A 20781-nucleotide genomic window follows, 5' to 3' on the forward strand; every position below is an offset into this window, starting at 1 on the left:
TTATAATTCTTGTTTGTCTTTTCTGTAATATTCACGTCCGCGTATGTTCTTGTGGGGCGGTGGCGCAGGGGAAGCCCCGAGGGGCTGTGCCCTTCCGTCCTCATCGGGAAGGAAATCCGCGTCTTCTCCCAGTTCAAGCACCTCTCGTAAGGCCTGATATCCGTATTGCAGCTTCTGGTTTGCGCAGGCGCAGGCCGCGACCAGACGGTCACGCCCGTACTTTTTCTCCAGCGTCAGTATGCCCCGGCAGGCTCTGAACGCTTTTGGAGGATACTGCATGAGCCGCTCCACTTCCCGAAGATAGTTCGATACGATGTTGTCCATTTCCAAGGCACGCAGGAAGAGTTCCTCCAAGTCCTTGTCATAAGGGCGGTAATGTCCCGGCAGATTGTACTCCTTTTTCCATGAATAAGCGTAGGGGACGTCACTGTGGTCATGGGCGGCGACAAGGTTCATGCCACACAGTAGATTTCCACCGTGTCGGCATCGTAGAGGATCGTCACGCGTTTCCCCACATGTTCCTTGGAAACACTGTAATGGTGATTGAACAGCGATACATAGGAGTTCCTGCCGACAGTCATCAGCTTTTTCTCTTTCATGACGTAGCGTTTCTGTGGAAGCGGGCGGAGGCAGTCCTTCTCACCGCGCAGGAACATCTCCTTGCATGACGCCTCCCGGCCGGCCATCACCTTTTCATTGAAATCGTGCAGGGAAACATGGATGGCGGCATTGAGACCGTCCGGACCGGAGAAAGTCATTCCCTCCATGTCCGGGTAAACGGAACGGTAGAGAAGCTTCACTGCGTTTTCAACAAGGGCCTTGTCCTTGGGGTGGCGTACACGGGCGGGACAGACCGCACAGCCGTAATGCTCGGCAAAAGCGGCGAAATCGTCATTGATGACGGGCTCGTTGCGGTCGCTTCGTGTGACGGCCGCCTTCAGATTGTCGGGGACTATCGCCGCCGGAGCCCCTTCGAAATACAGCATGGCATTCTCGCATTCCTTGATCAGGTCTTCCTTGCGCTGCGACCATACGGCCTCACAGTAGGTGTAATGACTGAACGGAAGGATGGCAGCAAAGACTTCGGCCTTCTTCGTCTCGCCTGTCATCTCATCGACAACTTCAAGCCTGTCACCGGCAAAATCAACATACATCTGGTCTGCGGCATAGTGCTCGACACATGGCCGACGACCTTGATGTGGAACTTGTACTGGCGGACTACCCGCTTGAAGGAAGACAGCTGAAGACCGTCAGGATTCTCGGAATGATACTCATTGAAAGGTTTCCTGACACTCATCCCTTTGCGTGTCAGGCGGGATACATATCCGGGAAGCAAAGCCTCCAATTCAATCCTTTTGGAAGAAGGTTCCCGACGTCGGGATTCCCTACCGCCAAACATCTCATGCAACTGCTCCTCGGAAAGGGAGAGAAGCTGATCGATGCTTTTCCCACTTGAAAGGAACAGGCGGACATACTTGCGAACAGTGTTATGGGAAGTATGGAACGTGGATGACGTTTCCTTGATACCCATCCCTGCCGCATAACATCTTAAAATGTTCTTGATTCTTTTATTCATTTGCATAGATTTTATTATTACCCCTTACACCAGGACTCGGGTTCTCAAATCTACACAAAAAACTCTAACGACACTTGTACTAAGTGGTTAATATTATTTTGGCCAAAAGGGGCAATCATATTATGGCCAAGGTGAGCAATCCTGTTTGGCCAAAAGGGTCAAAGTAGAGTGGCTTTTCCAGTAGGTACGAATACCAATTCCCCCAATTTCCTCTGCTCTCAGCCCCAAGCCGTTTCTCACATAGGGAACGGTAATAGTCGAAAAAATGGGTATTGGAGGCAAACTGTGATTGGAAGCCATATTGTCCGTTACGGAGTTCCACGACACGCTTTGCTCGGATAGCGTCGGCGAGTAGGAGAGTTTACTTATTTTTCTCTTTATCCGCCCGTGTCCGTTCAGGAACAAGATACATTTTCAAATACTCATACGACCGCTTACCATTCAAGTAGATGTCGAGATACAGGCTTATCATCCCCGATGATGTTCGTCTTTGACACAAGCGAATAGGCTCTTTTGATTTTCCCATAAATTTTGTTGCTCATTTTGTTGCTTTATCATTTCCAGCGACAAAGTAGCAACAAAGTAACAACAAATAAACGACAAATCGGATATAAATCGTGCAAAAATTTCGATTTATTTTCCGATGCTTATTCCGCTGAAACTCCTTTTGTAATCTCGCATTGGTTTATCGGTCTTATACCTGATTTAATACACTCCAAATAAGGCTTATTTTCCGATGCAGAAGTGTTTGAAGATATTCTCAAGAACTTCATTTGTCGTAATCTGACCACCGGTAATCTCGGCTAATTGTTCAAGACAGAGGCGAAGGTCTTCACTGATTAAATCGCCACTAAGCCCTGTATCCATGGCTTCAATGACACGGAGTATGCTGTCATTGGCGTGGACTAAGGCTTCATAATGTCGGGCATTAGTTACAATAATGCTGTTTTCTGTTATTTCAGGGATATCGGCCATTTCATAAATTGCAGTCTCCAGTTCTGCCATGTTCTGTTTATGTTTAGCTGAAATATAGATGACATGGAATTTACTGTTTATCGTGATAGGCTTAAAGTCCTTACGGTCCATCTTATTAAAAACCAGGAGCAGTTTCTTTTCTGCTGTGAGCTGCTGTATTTCTGTGTATTCTTCTGTTGTTGGCTGCTCGTCAACTACCCATAAGACAATGGTTGCTTCGCCGATTTTCTTGTAGGCACGTTCTATGCCTAACTGTTCCACTACATCTTTAGTCTCCCTGATACCTGCTGTATCAATAAAGCGGAAGGTAACTCCTTTAATCTCTGTCGTGTCTTCTATGACATCGCGGGTTGTACCATGTATGTTACTTACTATGGCTTTATCTTCATGCAGCAGGCAGTTAAGTAGTGTGCTTTTTCCGACATTAGTCTTTCCAATGATTGCAACAGGAATGCCTTTTTTCAAAGCATTACCTGTTTCAAACGAGTGGATGAGAGTAGCTATTCGCCCATGAATCTTTTCTGCAAGCGTCTTTAACTCACTTCTGTCAGCAAACTCTAATTCTTCATGATCCGAGAAATCAAGCTCAAGTTCCAATAGAGATGTTATCTTCAACAGCTGTTCGCGAAGTCGGGATAACTCACTACTGAAATGCCCTTTCAATTGACTTAAGGCAAGTTTGTGTGATGCTTTGTTAGTGGATGCTATAAGATCGGCTACCGCTTCAGCTTGACTTAAGTCCATCTTACCATTCAGATAAGCTCGCTTGGTGAATTCTCCCGGGGCAGCTTGCCGGCATCCGGCATCAATGAGCACTTTTACTACTTGGCTGAGTACATAGGTAGAACCATGACATGAAATCTCTGTGCAATCTTCTCCAGTATAGCTGTGTGGGGCACGGAAGACACTGACAAGAACCTCATCTATGATGTTTCCTTGCTGATCATGTATTTCTCCATAATGCACCGTGTTGCCTTTGGCTTCAAGCAGACTCTTCTTCCCAATGCCACTGAAGACTCTGTCGGTTATCTCAATTGCCTTGTCACCACTTACTCGCACGATGCCGATTGCCCCTCCTGCTGAAGTTGCTAATGCACAAATGGTGTTACTGTTCATCAAATACGCTCCAATACCTTTTCAATCAGTCCGTCAATGGTATTCTTGTAGCCCGTATTGGCCTTTTGTGCCAATCGGTTGGCGATTACCATACAGCAGGTCATTGCCTTGTGTCCCATTAATGCAGAAAGCCCTGCGAGAGCAGAACTCTCCATTTCAAAGTTGGTGATATGCAGCCCCTGATATTCGAAACTCTCAACTTTTTTATTTTGATCAGGGTCAGCTAAAGGCACGCGGAGTTCCCGTCCTTGCGGTCCGAAGAAACCACCGCTGGCAATTGTAATGCCACGTACCATATCATTTTGGGCAATACGGTCAATCAATTCCTTGTCGGCGTCAATTACATAGGGAGCACAAAGCAGTGGATTCCAATGCATATGCTTTTTGAAAGCCTCTTCAAGGCCTAAGTCACACACTTCGTTCCGCCCTGCATAAAAGTTTAGCAAACCGTCGAAGCCTATGCTCTTCACACTGGCTACATATGTTCCCGATGGCGTTTCGGGTTGCAGACCGCCACATGTGCCGATACGTACCAGAGTTAATGTGCGATGTGCATCTTTCTCTGTGCGTGTCTTGAAATCTATATTTGCTAATGCATCCAGTTCGTTAACAACAATGTCGATATTGTCACAGCCAATACCTGTACTTAGCACAGTGATGCGTTTGCCTTGAAAGGTTCCTGTTATCGTATGGAACTCACGACTTTGAACTTCACATTCTTTGGTTTCAAAATGGCTTGCTACCAAGGCCACTCGTCCTGGGTCACCCACCAAAATTACTCTGTCGGCCAACTGCTCCGGTTTCAGATGCAGGTGGAAAATGCTGCCGTCTTCATTGATAATCAATTCTGATTCGGCAAAGAATTTCTTTTCATTCATTTTTATGTTCATTTAAGGTTTTCGTTGTTGCGAATTTCTTTTTCAAGTTTTGCTATGTCAATCTGCAGCTGTTCAAGGGTTTTCTCTCGTTCAACAATCGTTTTACGGAGTGCCTGCTTCTGCGTACCTGTGGCGCTCTCATAGTTGTCACGGAGGCGAAGCAGTTCTGTATCTCGTTTGTTATAATCTACCTGAAGCGCTAAAAAACGGGACACCTTTTCTTGATTTTCAGCCTTAAAATCATTGATATTTCTAAATGTTATGTTATCATTGATGACGAAATTCAGTTTCTTTGGCGAGTTCTTTACAGACTTGTTGTGCGAAATAAGCTGTTTCAACCGATTGAGTGCAGCCTGTCGATCTCCGTTTTGCCAGGTCAGGGCTATAGAAGCAATCTGTGCCTGGGCCTCAAGTTGTTTCGTCGTCAAGTTGTCTTTCTCATAGGAAAAACGCTGCTTGGTTGGAACGAAAGTATAGATACACACCTTTCCTTCAGGCATATTTCGGTCTGTGACCAACCAGCCTAATTCGTTTATATCATCAGTAATCAGCAGATAATCATTAGCTGTCGAATTGTAGGGCAACCCCATGTTTTCCGGCTGGTAGAAGCTGTGCTGTTCGTTGTTGTATCGTGTCATGAATAGATCATAGCCGCCTATACTGTGACTTCCCTTAGCTGCAAAATATAGCGTCATGCCATCTGACAGCATGAAAGGATAGTTCGGCTGCAGGTATGTATCATCTATGGCTGTAATTCGTGTAGGCTGTGCCCATTTTTTTCCAAATTTGTCAGCGCTGTAGATAGTCGTCTTTAACGTATCTCCTTCAGCCAGGAAAGCTTGATCCCCCATGCCGTTGATAAAGGTTAAAGCTTCAGGGGCTTGTGAGTTTCCTAAGAATTCCTTTGTTGGAATTATTTCTCCAATCTCTCTGTCTGTTGGAATTTGTTTCAGGAAGTCTTTTTTATCAACGATGATGCTGTCTGCAAATATCAGCTTGGCCGTGGCAGGCAGCATTTCACGAAACAGAGCGTTACTTGGACTGCTAAGCTTCGTCTGTGCATGTTGTGCCTTAGCTGTCACTTTCTTTCCTTTTAATCGGTTTTGTGCACAGAGTGGGAGAGAAAGCGACAAACAGGCTATCCAAAAGTATATTGCAGTTTTCTTAATTGTCATTTCTTTTTTGAATCTAGGAGTTACAAATATAAGAAAAAAAAGAGAATAATGAAAATTTTAATGGATTTTTAAGTATGGGCAGATGGCCAAATGCGAATTTACTTGGGTCTTCTGTAAAAAAACAAAATTTGGTGTTCCCAAAGTCAAGTCTCTCCCGGGGACTGTCATTTCGTTCAGCTTCTGTTGCGACAATATACACTGCCATGCATTAAAATTAATGGATGATAGATTTTCGGCCGTGGCCGAAAGTCAGCTTTTGTCGTTTTTCGTTCATCGGCCGTGGCCGAAGACCTGTTTTTCTCATTTTCTGCATTTCGGCCGTGGCCGAAATGCTGTTTTTACTGTTTTTCACCCGTCGGCCATGGCCGAAAGTCATTTTTCGGCGTTTTTGGTTCGTCGGCCGCGGCCGAAACGCAGAATTTGCCTGTTTTTGATTTTCCGCCGCGGCTGAAAACCAATTTTCGCCGTTTTCTTGATTTCATCCACGGATGACGAGCGATTTTTTGCGTTTTCTGCGTTTCGCTTATGAGCGAAATGCTGTTTTCAGTGTTTTTCGCTCGTCGCTTGCAAGCGAAACGCTGTTTTTGGCAATTTCTACGTTTCGCTCATGAGCGAAATGCTGTTTTCAATGTTTTTCGCTCGTCGCTTGCAAGCGAAACGCTGTTTTTGGCAATTTCTGCATTTCGCTCACGAGCGACGAATGATTTTCTGCATTTTTTGGCTTTCCAAGGGGTCGGAAATGCAGCCTGTGGCATTTTTTGATTTTCCCAAGTTTGGGAAAGCCATTTTTCGCTGTTTTTTGATTTTCCCAATGTTGGGAAAGTCATTTTTCGCTGTTTTTCAGTTTTCCCAATGTTGGGACGGCCGTTTTCTTCCGTTTTTCGTTCTTTCCAAGTTTGGGAAAGCCGATTTTCGCTGTTTTTCAGTTTTCCTAAGTTTGGAGCTGTAGAACATCATCTGTTTTTCCATGGAACAAATGAAAATGTATTTGATTTTAAGGCATTGGGTATCGGGTATGCTGTTTTTATTCGTCGAAGTCATCGGTATCATCAAAGCCGAATAAGATAGGGTCGGCAAAGGAATCGAGTGCACGGCGCTCTTTCTTGGTAGGTCTGCCGGTTCCACGTGCACGGTCAATAAAACCACTGATGCGGCTCATTTCGAGTAATTCGTATTGCTTAGCATCAGTTACGTTCTCATAAATCTCAGGAATGAACTTCGCCCCAACACGTTGTTCTATACATTTTAACACCTTATACGAATAGATGATTGGCGATTTCTTGACGCAGATGATTTCACCGGCCTTAATTGTATGGCTTGGTTTAACATTTACGCCATTGATAGTCACGCGATTGTTTTTACAGGCATCTGCAGCAAGAGAACGTGTTTTGAACACGCGTGCTGCCCAAAGCCATTTGTCTATTCTTGCTGTATCTGCCATGTCTTATTTCTTACCAAGCTTGTTAAATTGGTTCATCGTTATGTTTATGCCTGCCAGTGCAAAGCTCTTGATGATTTCACAAGCGATGTCAATACTTGGCTGCAGACGCTTCATTTCGTCAGCGTCATATTTGCCAAGCACCCAATCGACTTGTCCGCCCTTAGGATATTCGTTGCCTATACCCATGCGTAAACGGGCATAATCCTGCCCGATAAGTTGTTGGATATTTCCTAAGCCATTGTGTCCGCCATTGCTCCCATTTGCCTTAAGACGGAATGCGCCTAAAGGAAGAGCTATGTCATCACTGATGACAAGCAGATGGCTTTGAACAATGTTTTCCTTGTTGAGCCAATATCTTACAGCGCTGCCGCTGAGATTCATAAAAGTGGTAGGCTTCAACAGGATGAGTTTGCGCCCTTTTATGGTTGTTTCTGCAATGTAGCCATAGCGCTTGTCTTCAAAATGAATATTGGACGCTTTTGCAAAAGCGTCCAATACCATAAATCCTGTATTGTGGCGAGTATCCTGATATTCATCTCCCGGATTCCCTAATCCACAAATAAGAAACTTGTCCATTCCTGATTATTCTGCTTCAGTTGGAGCTTCGTCTTCTGCGGCAGCAGCCTGCTGTGCCTGACGAGTCATCTTGACAGAGCAAACAACAACATCCTTGCTCGTTGTAATCTCAAGACCCTCGAATGAAAGTTCGCCAACCTTGATGCTCTTACCAATCTTCAAAGCAGTTACATCAATGTCAAGATGCTCTGGGATTTGTTGGTAAGGAGCTGTTACGTTAATCTTGCGGATGGAAAGGTTCATGCGACCACCATCGCGAACACCTTGAGCCAAGCCTGTCAACTTAACAGGAATGCCGATATTGATAGGTTTCTGATCGTTTACCTCGTAGAAGTCAACGTGCAGAGGTGCGTCTGTAACTGGGTGGAACTGAATTTCTTTCAAAATTGCAGTGTGATGCTCTCCATCAATGTTCAGATTGATAACATAGATGTGTGGAGTGTAGATGATTTTACGAAGTTCACAGAAAGAAACTGTAAATGCATGTGCCTCTGGCCTGCCGTCAGCATCTTTCTTCTCACCATAGAGGTTACATGGAATAAATCCTTGTTTGCGGAGTTCTTTGGAAGCTTTTTTGCCAAGGTCTGTACGCTTCTGACCTGATACGTTAATCTCTTTCATAATTTGTGTTACTCTAAATTAAATTGTTATGAATTAATTCGCCATCACACGAGATTGCTCTCGGAAAAGCGATGCAAAGGTAGTTTTTTTTCGTTTACTGTGCAAATTTCTACTAAAAAATATTGAAAAACAAGGGGTATTGCTTGCATATTCAGTTGAAAAAGTCTAATTTTGTGGCATCATATAAACGATAGGGGAAACCATTAAATTATTAGAGAATGATTAATAGGGAACTTATAAGGATTAAGATCGTTCAGTTAACCTATGCGTACTATCAAAATGGTAACAAGAGTATTGATACTGCCGAAAAGGAATTGTTTTTCAGTCTTTCTAAGGCGTATGATTTATATAACTATTTACTGCTTTTGATAGTTGCTGTTACTCGTGAAGAACGTCATCGTGTGGAAATTGCAACACAGCGGGCACAACGTGAAGGACTTGAGGTACCTTCACAGAAGTTTGCTTATAATAAATTTGCCGTCCAGTTAGAAGAAAACAAGATGCTTAATGATTTCATGGAAGCACACAAGATTTCATGGAATGATGATATAGAGTTCATTCGTAAGATGTGTAATCTCATAGAAAGCTGTTCTATATATGCAGACTACATGGCTTCTGAGGACGATACCTATGAGGCAGACCGCGAAGTATGGCGAAAACTCTATAAGCAGCTGATTCAGAACAATGCCGATCTTGATGCGTTGCTTGAAGAAAAGAGCCTCTATTGGAATGATGATAAAGAGGTGGTCGATACATTTGTACTGAAAACTATCAAGCGTTTTGAGCAGGAAAATACGAGTATGCAGGAACTGCTTCCTGAATATAAGGATGAAGAAGATAAAGACTTCGCCCGTAAACTATTCCGTGCAACAATCCTCAATGCAGATCAGTACCAGCGCTATATGAGTGAGGCCAGTCGCAATTGGGATTTTGGCCGATTGGCTTATATGGATGTTGTCATTATGCAAATTGCCATTGCAGAGATGCTCACATTCCCAAATATTCCAATCAGTGTTACTATTAATGAATATGTAGATTTAGCCAAACTCTACAGTACCCCGAAAAGTGGCGGTTATATTAACGGGATGCTTGATTCTATTGCTCATTTTCTTGTAGACAATGGGATGGTATTTAAGGCACTGAAAGTGCATGAAGCTAAAGAAAAAGAAAACAACTAATCAATTAATATCTTATCTAAATGAATGCAATGTTATTAGCTGCTCAGGCAGCGCAAGGTGGTGGAATGGGCGTTTTTATCATGATGGGTGCTATTCTCGTCATTTTCTGGTTGTTCATGGTTCGCCCACAACAGAAGAAGCAAAAGAAGATACGTAACTTTCAGAATTCACTTCAGGAGGGCGCTAAGATCGTAACAGGCGGAGGTATCTATGGAACGATTAAACGCGTAGATGTAAGTGCAGATACAGTTGATGTAGAGATTGCACGCGGTGTAGTTATTACGGTCAGCAGAGGTTATGTCTTTGAAGACGCATCATCTCAGACACCTAATGCATAAGATACTCAAGTTAGCTAAGACTGTCAGGAACTTTCTGTTCAGTACGTTGAATAGGGAGTTTCTGATTTTTTTGTTCTTTCTCGGGCTGAGTGGAACATTCTGGCTTTTGATGGCTCTTAACGAAACTTATGACAGAGACATTCCTGTGCCTGTCAAATTAGTAAATGTCCCCAAGAATGTGGTTATCACTCAGAATATCAGTGATACGATAGATGTGATGATACGTGACAAAGGTTTTACGCTACTTGCTTATACTTATGCAAACAGGATACAACCGGTTACGATTGATTTTGAAAGTTATGCCAACAAAAGCACGGGGACAGGAAAGGTTTCTTTAGCTGATTTGCAGCGTTTGATATATCTTCGTCTCTATAGCTCTTCCAAGATATCGGCTATCAAGTCAGACCTGCTGACTTTCTATTTCAACTATGGTCAATCACGACAGTTCCCTATTCGTATAACCGGACTTGTTGAAGCAGGGAAGAGTTATTATATCTCCAGAATTAAGTTTCAACCTTCCAAGGTTACCGTTTATGCAAGTAAGCGCGTGCTTGATAGTATTCAATGGGTTACAACCGAAACCTTATCCTTGCGGCATATAGAGGATACTATCAGTCGTGACATATTGCTGCATACCATTAAAGGTGCCAAGATTATGCCGCAGAAAGTTCGGATGACAATCTATCCGGATATTTTGACCGAAGAAAGTATTGAGGTGCCGATTGTGGCTGTTAACATGCCAACTGGTAAGATGTTGCGTACATTTCCCTCCAAGGTGAAGCTTTCTTTCACGGTAGGGGGGAGCAGATTCCGTAATATTCGTCCAGAACAGTTCATGGTTGTTGCCGATTATAACGACATTGCCAACCATCCTTCTGACAAATGTCCTGTCAAGTTGCGTCAGTTTCCCGATGGCATTCTCCGCCCAAAGCTACAGATGTCACAGGTAGACTATCTCGTAGAGCAACAATAAAGAACGTGAACTTAATGGAAAGAGCATTACAACGGTTTGCAATAACAGGGGGAATTGGCTCGGGCAAGAGTTATGTCTGTCACTTGTTGGAAAAGCGGGGGCTCTCTGTCTATGATTGCGATGAGGCAGCTAAACGGTTGATGTGTTCAGACGAGAGCCTGCAGATGATGTTGCAACATCTGATAGGTGGTGATGTTTGTCAAAATGGAATTATACAGAAGAGGGTGCTTGCTGCATTTCTACTTGAAAACGATGCCCATAAGCAAGCGGTTAATGATATCGTGCATCCAGCTGTGGCAACCGATTTTATGCTAAGCAATCTTCAATGGCTTGAGAGTGCTATCCTTTTCGAAAGCGGTTTCAATCACAGAGTGAAATTCAATCATGTTGTCTGTGTGTCTGCTCCATTAGAAATGAGAGTCCGGCGCATCATGGAGCGCGACTCAATCACTCGTGAAAGCGCTTTGCAATGGATTGGCCGCCAGATGCCACAGGAAGAAATAGAAAAACGGGTTGATTTTGTCATTGTGAATGACGGATATGCCAGTCTCGAAACACAGATAGATAAGATGTTTGTAGATTTCAATTGGGAAATATAGAATATTAATCAGAAATATAAAACAATTTAAGAAAATGGAAACAATCCTTTCAATCGCAGGTAAACCTGGACTTTATAAACTGGTTTCTCGTGGTAAAATGAATCTCATTGTTGAGTCACTTGATGAAACTCATAAACGTATCCCGGCTTTTGCTTCTGACCGTGTGACGAGCCTTGGTGACATTGCCATGTACACTGATGCCGATGATATTCCATTGTGGAATGTACTCGAAAATGTTTGCAAGAAGGAAGGCGGTAAAGAGGTTTCTGTAAACTATAGGAAGTTGAGTCCTAAAGAACTTCGTGCTTATTTCGCTGAAGTGCTGCCTAATTTCGACCAGGATCGTGTGCACGACAGTGATATCAAGAAGTTGCTTCAGTGGTATGACATCCTTGTAAAGGCAGGTATTACCGATTTCGAAAAGACGCTTGCACCGACACAGGGAGATAATATTGACGATCGCAAGGACGCTGAATAATCCCATAAATCGGCTTTGCTTTTTACAAAAATAAGGAGCAATTGCCTCGTAAACTTCCGTGTTTACGAGGCCTTCTTGTATAGCTTTGTGTGGCGTATAGTATATTCTTCAGCTCGCAAATTGGCGTCAGTTTTTGGAGAAATCAAGCATTCTGTCTCCTTGATAGGATTATTGCATGGACTAAATATCTGATAAACGATTTATATGTTAATTTGCTTCAATGATATCTACAAAAGCATTCGTGTAGCTCGCGTATTTGAAATGAAAGCTTTCCTTGTATTCAATAATCCTCCTTTTCTTTAGAGTTATAATATGTTGATTATCTGTATATTGTGAATTTCAGAGCAAAAATAAAAGTGAAGTCATGTGAAAATACATTGCAACTCGCCTCAAGTTACGCGCTGATTTGCATCAGATTATTGCGTGTTTTGACTCAATTCACGTGGCAGTTTGCGTCAAATTGCAACATTTGATGAATGAATTTGTATACTAAAGAGTTCAAATTCATGAAATAATACCATATTTTTTGTTCTTTTTTCTATAGTTCGTCTTACTCAGAAGTGTTAAAAAGCAACAATAATATTTACAGCAAATCAGTATTCTTCTAATGTTGAAGCAGTATATAAAGATAGAGAGAAAAGACCCAGCCAAGCGTATAGCATTGTGTTTTCTTTGGGTTGAATGACTTATCAACAAGATTGCATAAGCGACATAAACTCTAAAGGAAACAATGTAAAACGTTGGGAGGAATGTTTGATAATGCCATTTAACCACAGATATTTCGATATGGGCAATATTGGCATTGCTTTGTTTTCTCAGTGGGATTGAACGAAATATCGGGGTTGAAAATATCTTCAATCAACACTTTGAGTCGGTCCATAAATTCTCTTTGATAATTGGCTACATCTGTAATCGGTTGCTTGTCGAGCTGTAATGTTGGGTCGTAATCCTTTCCTGTGGCATGCTGGATGAACAGCAATGCTGGGCTTATGGGGTGGTTTGCTGCATTGATTGGATGTTCGTTGCGCAATATAAGCGAATAGAGAATAGCCTGAAGATAGTAATCAGTGTGGTTGTCTATCTTTTCAGGATTAAATATGTCATCTATATTCTTGACGTTCATGCTATTGTTGCTCCCGGTCTTGTAGTCTACAACGCGTATGAATGCGCCATGGTTATCTTGGATTTCGTCAATACGGTCAATGTTTCCAAAGAGATAAATCTGCTTGGGACCCTGTGGCGTATCTATTTCGAAAGCCTTTTCGACCGACTCTTCCAAGCCGAGAATGGAGAATGGAGTAAGCTTTTGGTCAATCTGCAATAGTCTTTTCAAATAGTCGATAATAACCTGTCGATTGATGAGTTGCAGACCATTATATTTAATGTCTCGCGTTTCGTTTACTTCAAAAAGCTTTTCTCTGAAGGCTCTTTCTACGAGTCGTGTCAATAGCGATTTGTCTTTCAGCGCATCTTCTATGTCGCTTTCATGAATAATACCTCCGTGGTTTTTATCCTGATAGAACAACTCTGCTGCACGGTGGAAGATGTTACCAAAGATGCGGTTGTCGATTTCATCTTCTTCGTTGTCAGGTTCTTTGATGCCGGCAACATAGCGATGGTAGAATCTCATCTGACAGCGTAGGTAAGTGGTCAAGGCAGTGGGAGATATGCGTTCAATGCCGTTGATTACCTCCATGACTTTTGGATTCTTGACGATTGCTTTCTTGATATTTTGCATCGGAACCTGTTGTGCATTGAGGTTTCTGAATTGTATTTTCTGCTGACTTTCCACCATCATTTGGAGCATGAAACGACTCATTTCGCCAGTGGCAGTCTTACTGGTAGCTTTGTTGTAGGTGAGGGTTACGTCTTGAGCACGTTGTAAAAGACTGTGGAAATAATAGGCATAAATAGCCACTTTATTGTCGATTGTTGTCAGTCCAAAGGCCTTTCTAATGGCATAGGGAATGAAGGAGGTGTCGTTGACGCCCTTCGGCATATTGCCTTCATTACATGAGAGAATGAGAATGTGGTCGAAATCGAGGTTGCGAGTTTCCAACACTCCCATGATTTGAAGGCCTATTACAGGTTCTCCATGGAAAGGAACCGAGGTAGAAGAAATGAGTTGATTGATGAGTCTGTTGTATATGTTGAAGTCAGCTTCAAGATCTCCTGCTGTAATCAGTGCCTCTAAACGATTGAAGAGTGTGTACATTCTGAAGATAGACTCCTGTACAAATGGGTCTTCTTCGCCCTCTGCAGTATAGTTATGGCCCACTTCTTGCAGGATATCAACAATCCATGTGTTGATAGAAACCACGTCAGTATGGACTTTCCCAAATACAGTTTCTTGGTTTTCAATATATTTCATGTAGGGATGTCGCATGAGCATTGTACGCCATTTCTTGCTGAAAGAATGCCTGTTGGCGCTATAACCCATGGTGTGCAGATTGATGAGTAGCCGCACGAAAGATGCTATTGGCGCATGTTGGAGTGGGTAACCTGTTGTGATATTGACATGTTTCAGTTCTGGAGGAAGACAATGAATGACTGTTGGCAGCAGGTTTTCATCGGCCAGTACAATGGCCGTGCGGCGTCCGTCATCGATGCGTCCATTCTGTTTGAGCCATGTACTGATATAGCGTGCCTGGATGTTTTCAGTCGTAGCACTGAGATAGGTAATGTTCTTGGGCTGTTCAAAGTTAGCGTAAATCTGCTTGTTGGTAATGTCAAGTTCGTTAGGAAAATACTTCAAATATTGACGGATATACGTGCCTGCTTCATGCTTGATTCCATACTGATTCTTCATGTAGTAATCATCAAAATCCCAGTAGAAGTGCGCTTTTCCCAGTTTCTGTAAACGCTCGCAGAGTTTCTGCTCGACAATCTGCATCATGTTGAAGCCAACAAAAATGTAGTTGTCGTTCTGGAAATCGATTTCTGTTTTCTCTACAACCTCTCTGTAAAGTGCACCTTCATAGGCTAATCCCTGCTGTGCAAGGCATTCATTGAAGCGTGTATAGATTTCTTCAAAGTTGCTCCAAAGGTTGACGAACCGCTCTTTGAGTTTCGATGCAATGTCATCAGAGAAATTGCCAAAAAACTTCTTCAACAGTTCCTTTTGCTCTTCGGTAAGATAAGATGCGTCGTCAAGTTCGTGTATGTTCTTTAGGTTGGTGAATATCTGATGCGCATCTCCCATATTCTTGTCTATATCGTCAAAGTCGGTCAATAACACCTGTCCCCAGCCGTAGAAGTGGTCAAGTGTCTCGCAACTTCCTGTGCATGCATTGAAAATCTTATGCAGGTCGCATATCAGTTTTATCTGATCGCCAACAGTTTTGTCTGAATGTTCACGAAAAAGTTCACTGATGGTGATATAAGTTGGGCTCCAGATTGGTTGGTTAGCCATGCGCGCTAATTCTTCATTCAGAAACAAAGAGGCACGCTTGTTAGGGAAAACGATTGTGATGTGCGACAGATTAGTCCCGTTTTTATGTAGGATATCCTCAGCTACATATTGTAGAAAGCTCTTCATTATAGTTTGATAATTTTGTTAGAGAACAGATACCATAAGTATCCAGTGATATTATGATGTCCCATTTCATGTAGCAGGTCCATGTATTCTTTCACTTGTGCCTTGTGTTCTTCTTTGGGACTACCAAATTTATAGTCTACAACTATCATCTCTTTTCCGTCGGTCATGACGCGGTCTGGGCGTCGTTCTTCGACTTTATCTGTCAGGGGATTGACTTTTAAAATACTGCATTCGTTGAAAAGACTCCACCGTTCGGAGAACCATGAAGACACTCTGGGATCGTTCAGACGCTCTGTAATTGTCTTGCGGAGTTTGTCTTGTGTGATTACCTTGTTATATAAGATGCCTTCTTCTTCAAGATTCCTCAGGGCTGTGCCAATGTCTTTTTTAGTCTTAATGGTCGAGAATATGGCATGGATGATGCTGCCTAATTGAATATAACTCTTCTTTTTCAAAGTTTCTTCATTCTCTTCCATTCCAGCATTTACAAAGTCTTTACTCTTGTTGCTCTGCTTGAATTGCACCTTGCGTTCGTAGTTTTCTACGGTGATTTCAATGTTTTGAGCAGACTGATTAAATATGTTCTCTGATTGCTTTTTGACTTTGCTGGGAGCAATAGAAAGGCCTTCTCCAAATGCAAAGTGGATGCTTTCTTCTTTATTCCCTGTATCTTCATAGTGGGCATTTAAGTCTGTTGCGACAGCTTGTAGGCAGTTCTCAATAATCCAAGAGCGTCCACCACCTTTGTCACCTCTTTTCCCATAAATGTATAAACCACGGCTAGCACGGGTGAATGCAACGTAGAGGAGGTTGAGATTATCAACTATATTTTGGAAATGTTCATCGGCATAATCATTCTCATAGATAGAGTTTTTCATCTGCTTTTTGTTGAAATCTATAGGAACAATCGGCAGAGCAGAGAATGGTTCTTCCTGTGGCTTACACCATATCGTATTGCTTTTTTCAAGTTTCCAATCACAGAAAGGCACGATGACATGGTCGAATTCCAGTCCTTTACTCTTGTGGATAGTCACAAGTGACACGCCTTCATTATTGCTGCTTTGTATGGAACTGCTATGAATATTATCGGTCCATTGTTCTAAAAAGCTGTGTAAATCAGGAACACCATCTTGCATAAACTCATTGAGTTTGTCGTAGAAGGTGCATATATAGGCTGTTTGTCCAGTGAGAGTTTGTAGGTCGAAGATATGGTAAAGCGCTTCTGCCATATCTATTAAAGATAGTCCCAACAGATATTCTCTTTGGTTAAGGAATAGCTTGGGAAGATAATCTTCCAAGGAATTATTCTTTAATAGTATGTCACTATCTAACAGACTATTGTCTTTAATAGACTTCATGTAAAGTTTAGTAAGGGTAGCTTTGGCGATATCGTCTTCGGGATTGTTGAGCACCATCATGCCACTGATGATGATATTCACGGCTTGTGATGCATCAAGATGAAATGCTTCTTCTGACACAAGATGAACATCGGGCATGTTTCGCATGAAGTAATCTCCAATCTCTTGTATGGTTGCATTGTACCTTACCAGGATAGCAATGTCGTTTTCTTTAACTCCTGCGTCGATGAGTGCCTGCACTTTATCAGCTACAAGCGCAAATGTTTGTTTTTCATATTCATCGTCATTAGGAAGCAATTCAACTTCTACCGTTCCGCATTCTTCCTTTTCTGCTGGAATATCCTGTATGACATCTTCGTATGCTTTTTGCAGTTGTTCCGCATTGTTCTCGGCCTCTTTCTTTAATTGGAGATATTCCTGGCGGGCTGCTTTCTCGAAAAAAGCATTGTTGAATGTGATGATATTCTTTTCAGAACGGCGGTTGATTTTCAGGGGTTTGATATTAATCTCCTGTGCTCCAAACTCATTTTCTATGTCATTTAGCAGTCGCCAATCGCCTGAACGCCAACGATAAATGCTCTGTTTCACGTCACCAACAATGAGATTATTACTGTCGTGACTCATGGTTTCAAGTAGCAATACCTTGAAATTTTCCCATTGAACAGTGCTTGTATCTTGGAATTCATCAATCATGATGTTGCGTAATTGAGTTCCAATCTTTTCGAAAATAAAAGGAGAATCATTCTCTCCAATCATCGAACGCAGTAAAGTCTGGGTATCACTCAGCATGAACCGGTTCAGTTCTCGGTTCAGTTCTTCCACCTTATCCCCAATACTGTCGAGCAATCTCAACTGGTTAAGATGCCTCAAAGTAAGGTCGGCACTCTTGTACAGACGGCATTGTTGTCTTCGAATTCTTTCTGATTGAACCAACATTGGCATCAGTTGGTCGCATACAAGGTCGTAGATAGGTTCGCCTGCATGGGCTTTTTTCTTGATAATCCATTTTGCAGGATCGGTCGATGCATCATCAGCTGTCTTGTTATAGACCTTTTCGTCGTCTGTATAATTGCCTGATTGGAGTTTCAGGAAATAACCACATACTCCGCGGACTCCATTGGAGAAGTCGCTGACGGAATACCCTTTGGCATCAAGAAGCTCAAAAAAATCATCTCCACATTTCTTGATCTGTTCGTCAGCATGTTTGCGGATAGCCCGCAACTGCCCAGTATAATGTTTGAAAAAATCCTTTTCTTCAAAGATCTCCTTAATTTTTTGGCGGTTTTTTTTGTAGTAATCTTTAAAGATGTTCATGCCGAAATGCTTAATTTGGGCAATGACATTCCATGATTTATCATCGTCCATATTCTCATGGATATAGTCTAAAATCCAGGAGAGTAGGAGGGAGGAATCGTTCAAGTCCTCAATAAGTTGGTCCACAGCTTGTTGTTCAACTTGCTGGTCGTTTAGTTCAATACGCAAGTTGGCTGTTAGTTCAAGTTCTCGCGCAAGGTTTCTCAATACCGTTTGAAAAAAGGCATCAATGGTTTCTACTCGGAAGTAACTGTAATTATGAATAAGTTCACTCAGTGCATAGCTTGCATTGTTGATAATAGTTGTTTCATCTAAAGAAGTTTGCTGTTTGACGCTTTCCAAATACGGTTTGCTCTCTTTCAGTCCTCTTGAAATACCATAAAGCTGGCTCAGAATTCGCATTTTCATTTCTTCTGTGGCCTTGTTAGTGAAGGTTACAGCTAAGGTGTGCCGATAGGCATGAGGGTTTTCAACCAGCAGTTTGATATATTGTACGGCAAGTGTAAAGGTCTTTCCCGAGCCGGCGCTTGCTCTGTATACAGTTAAGTTGTTCATTACCAATGTCTAAAAAGTTCAAAACCAAATTTGCATCCGAATTCTTTTATCTTTCCACTATCGTTACTAAGGAATAAGCCCATAGAGAAAAGGCGGGTTGTAAAGCCATAGCCTAATTCAAGATAAGGACGACAGTCTTTAGAAGAAAGGATGCTTGCATAGAGTCGTTCCATTTCTATGAAATGACCAACCCATGGTAAATGTGATGTGGCCAATAAGGGACTCTCATAAGTTATGTTACCTCGGGCATACCAACGTGATGCATTATATTTGTTAGAATTCAGCAGTTCAAACTCTCCACTCCAATCATCATTCCAGCCTCCCGGTACATGATTCTCTCGGAAATTCGTATAATCAAGGAAGAATGTATGCCCATCCTGCAATGTATAGCCGCCGGTACCAATACGCATCTGTAGGCTTTTGAGTTGTCTCAGCTTGAGTTTCCACTGTGCATCAAGCTCCCAACGTTCGTAGTCAATATTTCCCTTAAGCAGATGTTTGATGCCTCTTTCATAGTCAAGTGCTATATATGGCCCTTGCCAACCCAATGGACGCCATTGCAATTCAACGAGCGGAGCAACGGAAGTGTACTGTGACGGAAGGTTAGCTTTTCTGTACACGTCCTTTTCTACAGCTGTTCTTCGGTGGAAAATCACACCGGCCTGAAAGCCCCAATGTGCGTTGAAGTCATAGTTGTTCAATAACTTGGCATAGCTATCCCTGAAAAAATGAGCTCTCGGGTACTTCTTGATGATAGAATCTCCGATTTGTTTTCGAGCATAGTCTACAGCTATTCCGTTTGCAATCCAATTGCCATTACCTACTTCCAACTCAATATATCCGTTATGATTTTTGTTATACCAGAACATCGTTGGCAGGGTAAAATAGAGTTGTTTCTGCTTGAACGAATAGCCAGACTTAATACGTGTGGTCAACATTATATTCGGAGTGAACATGTAGTTGAACCGAACATCAAACTTATAGGTAAATCCTCGCTTGTTGTCATAGCCCATATAAAGTGGGTTCAGAATAGGATTGATGCGCAGATAGCCCTCATTCTTCTTGCCGATATTACTTTTAATTCTGTTGACAAGATTATTCCCGATGATATCCCAGAAGATTGTTTTCCAGGCATTCCTTTTCTTTTCAGGTTCGTTTTGGCTTATGGAATCTCTTTCTTCACGGGCCTTTTGTTCATCTTGATACAGTTGTTCTTCCTGTATGGTCAAAGGAATTGGGCGAACAAGAGATATACTATTAATGCTGTCTCTGACCACACTGTCAGGTAATACGGCTTTTAATCCATAGAGAGTACGATACTTTCCCTCGGTGACATTCCCCAGAAATTTGAATTTACAGTAAAGTCTTGCATCGGTTGGTAATAGAGATTTAGCACCGGATTGTCCCAAAGAGAGACCTAAAGAGAAGTCGACCATGTCATATTCTCCATCTAATTTCAGGCTGATGATACGTCCGTCACTATAATTGACTAACGCTTGTCCACGCACCAATTGCGTGTTGTCGGCCCGCGGACGAAACTTAATACGCGCAGTTCCGTTTAATAAAAACGTGACTTGATAATGGTAATAAGGTCGATTTTTCAGATGAAATGGGGAGAGGATATCGTTCTGGAAAATGGTGGGTTGGTACACATGGGGTGTCAGATACCTTAATACGGTCGTGAGGCTACTGCGGTTTGAGGGTATGGTTGATAAATGAGTGAGGCGTTGTATATCATAGTTATCTTTTCCTTGCGTTTCAATTCGCTCGTAGTTTTCACCTAAATAGTGCCGTTTTCTGCCGTGTGCAACTGCCCACATCGTGGGTACTGCCAATAAGGTAATATTACGTTTACGAATGAAAAGAGAATATTTGGTATATGCATAAGTCGTATCCGGCTTCACTTCTTCGCCCTCAACAGACTGTGCATAAGCGAAAACACGCTCCAATAAAGCTTGATCCGGTCGAAGCTTGTCTGCCGCATCTGCATGAAAAGAGCAATGCAACAACAGAATAGTCACTGCAAGACACATGGGAGAGATATATGATAAACGTGCTTTCATCACATTTTATGAGTCACAAAAATATAAAA

Annotated in this window: 17 protein-coding genes and 1 pseudogene; 5 read left to right on the plus strand and 13 right to left on the minus strand. The window is 42.4% G+C overall.

All coding sequences use genetic code 11. The features are described 5' to 3' along the window. The 10 genes and pseudogenes from istA to EL210_RS06645 form a co-directional block, all read right to left on the minus strand. Positions 1 to 1576: pseudogene (gene istA, locus EL210_RS13540) on the minus strand (IS21 family transposase). 361 nt (positions 1577 to 1937) lie between these two features. Further along, the gene (locus EL210_RS13785) at positions 1938 to 2048 is read right to left on the minus strand and encodes a hypothetical protein (protein ID WP_232000465.1); all 111 of its coding nucleotides are present in this window, start codon (positions 2046 to 2048) and stop codon (positions 1938 to 1940) included. 254 nt (positions 2049 to 2302) lie between these two features. Beyond that, the gene (gene mnmE / locus EL210_RS06615) at positions 2303 to 3667 is read right to left on the minus strand and encodes a tRNA uridine-5-carboxymethylaminomethyl(34) synthesis GTPase MnmE (protein ID WP_018920821.1); all 1365 of its coding nucleotides are present in this window, start codon (positions 3665 to 3667) and stop codon (positions 2303 to 2305) included. Beyond that, positions 3667 to 4545: a nucleoside phosphorylase gene (locus EL210_RS06620; RefSeq protein ID WP_025879787.1), complete on the minus strand. Its 879-nt coding sequence runs from the start codon at positions 4543 to 4545 to the stop codon at positions 3667 to 3669. Before EL210_RS06620 ends, mnmE begins: the two co-directional genes overlap by 1 nt. Positions 4546 to 4553: 8 nt before the next feature. Continuing rightward, a complete protein-coding gene (locus EL210_RS06625; RefSeq protein WP_018920823.1) occupies positions 4554 to 5720 on the minus strand; it encodes a hypothetical protein in 1167 nt (388 codons plus the stop codon). 214 nt (positions 5721 to 5934) lie between these two features. Continuing rightward, positions 5935 to 6096, minus strand: coding sequence for a hypothetical protein (locus EL210_RS13545; RefSeq protein ID WP_154649975.1), 162 nt, complete (start codon positions 6094 to 6096; stop codon positions 5935 to 5937). Positions 6097 to 6325: 229 nt separating this feature from the next. Next, the gene (locus EL210_RS06630) at positions 6326 to 6547 is read right to left on the minus strand and encodes a hypothetical protein (protein WP_018920825.1); all 222 of its coding nucleotides are present in this window, start codon (positions 6545 to 6547) and stop codon (positions 6326 to 6328) included. Between the two features lie 197 nt (positions 6548 to 6744). Next, complete coding sequence (locus EL210_RS06635) at positions 6745 to 7161, minus strand: RNA-binding S4 domain-containing protein (RefSeq protein ID WP_018920827.1); 417 nt, start codon at positions 7159 to 7161, stop codon at positions 6745 to 6747. Between the two features lie 3 nt (positions 7162 to 7164). Then, complete coding sequence (gene pth / locus EL210_RS06640) at positions 7165 to 7737, minus strand: aminoacyl-tRNA hydrolase (RefSeq protein WP_018920828.1); 573 nt, start codon at positions 7735 to 7737, stop codon at positions 7165 to 7167. Positions 7738 to 7743: 6 nt separating this feature from the next. Then, positions 7744 to 8358, minus strand: coding sequence for a 50S ribosomal protein L25/general stress protein Ctc (locus tag EL210_RS06645; RefSeq protein ID WP_004371021.1), 615 nt, complete (start codon positions 8356 to 8358; stop codon positions 7744 to 7746). 218 nt (positions 8359 to 8576) lie between these two features. On the opposite strand from EL210_RS06645, the gene nusB reads away from it, so the two are divergent. Genes nusB through EL210_RS06670 form a run of 5 tightly spaced genes read left to right on the plus strand, consistent with a single transcriptional unit; the run spans position 8577 to position 11924 of the window. Beyond that, positions 8577 to 9536 (plus strand): transcription antitermination factor NusB, encoded by a 960-nt coding sequence (gene nusB, locus EL210_RS06650; protein ID WP_018920829.1) that lies wholly within the window; start codon positions 8577 to 8579, stop codon positions 9534 to 9536. 20 nt (positions 9537 to 9556) lie between these two features. Beyond that, complete coding sequence (gene yajC / locus EL210_RS06655) at positions 9557 to 9874, plus strand: preprotein translocase subunit YajC (protein ID WP_004371019.1); 318 nt, start codon at positions 9557 to 9559, stop codon at positions 9872 to 9874. Further along, positions 9867 to 10847: a CdaR family protein gene (locus tag EL210_RS06660; RefSeq protein WP_018920830.1), complete on the plus strand. Its 981-nt coding sequence runs from the start codon at positions 9867 to 9869 to the stop codon at positions 10845 to 10847. The genes yajC and EL210_RS06660 overlap by 8 nt, the downstream gene beginning before the upstream one ends. A gap of 14 nt (positions 10848 to 10861) precedes the next feature. Beyond that, positions 10862 to 11446, plus strand: coding sequence for a dephospho-CoA kinase (gene coaE / locus EL210_RS06665; protein ID WP_026285983.1), 585 nt, complete (start codon positions 10862 to 10864; stop codon positions 11444 to 11446). A gap of 34 nt (positions 11447 to 11480) precedes the next feature. Then, complete coding sequence (locus EL210_RS06670; protein ID WP_018920832.1) at positions 11481 to 11924, plus strand: DUF5606 family protein; 444 nt, start codon at positions 11481 to 11483, stop codon at positions 11922 to 11924. Between the two features lie 766 nt (positions 11925 to 12690). Here the strand turns inward: EL210_RS06670 and EL210_RS06675 are convergent. The 3 genes from EL210_RS06675 to EL210_RS06685 are packed head-to-tail and all read right to left on the minus strand — an operon-like array spanning position 12691 to position 20752. Next, positions 12691 to 15462 (minus strand): PD-(D/E)XK nuclease family protein, encoded by a 2772-nt coding sequence (locus EL210_RS06675; protein ID WP_018920834.1) that lies wholly within the window; start codon positions 15460 to 15462, stop codon positions 12691 to 12693. Further along, a complete protein-coding gene (locus EL210_RS06680; protein ID WP_018920835.1) occupies positions 15462 to 18689 on the minus strand; it encodes a UvrD-helicase domain-containing protein in 3228 nt (1075 codons plus the stop codon). The genes EL210_RS06675 and EL210_RS06680 overlap by 1 nt, the downstream gene beginning before the upstream one ends. Further along, complete coding sequence (locus EL210_RS06685) at positions 18689 to 20752, minus strand: DUF5686 family protein (RefSeq protein ID WP_018920836.1); 2064 nt, start codon at positions 20750 to 20752, stop codon at positions 18689 to 18691. Before EL210_RS06685 ends, EL210_RS06680 begins: the two co-directional genes overlap by 1 nt. Positions 20753 to 20781: the final 29 nt, after the last annotated feature.

Origin of the sequence: Segatella oris, from assembly GCF_900637655.1 — a bacterium.
In the GTDB taxonomy this organism is placed as follows: Bacteria; Bacteroidota; Bacteroidia; order Bacteroidales; family Bacteroidaceae; genus Prevotella; species Prevotella oris.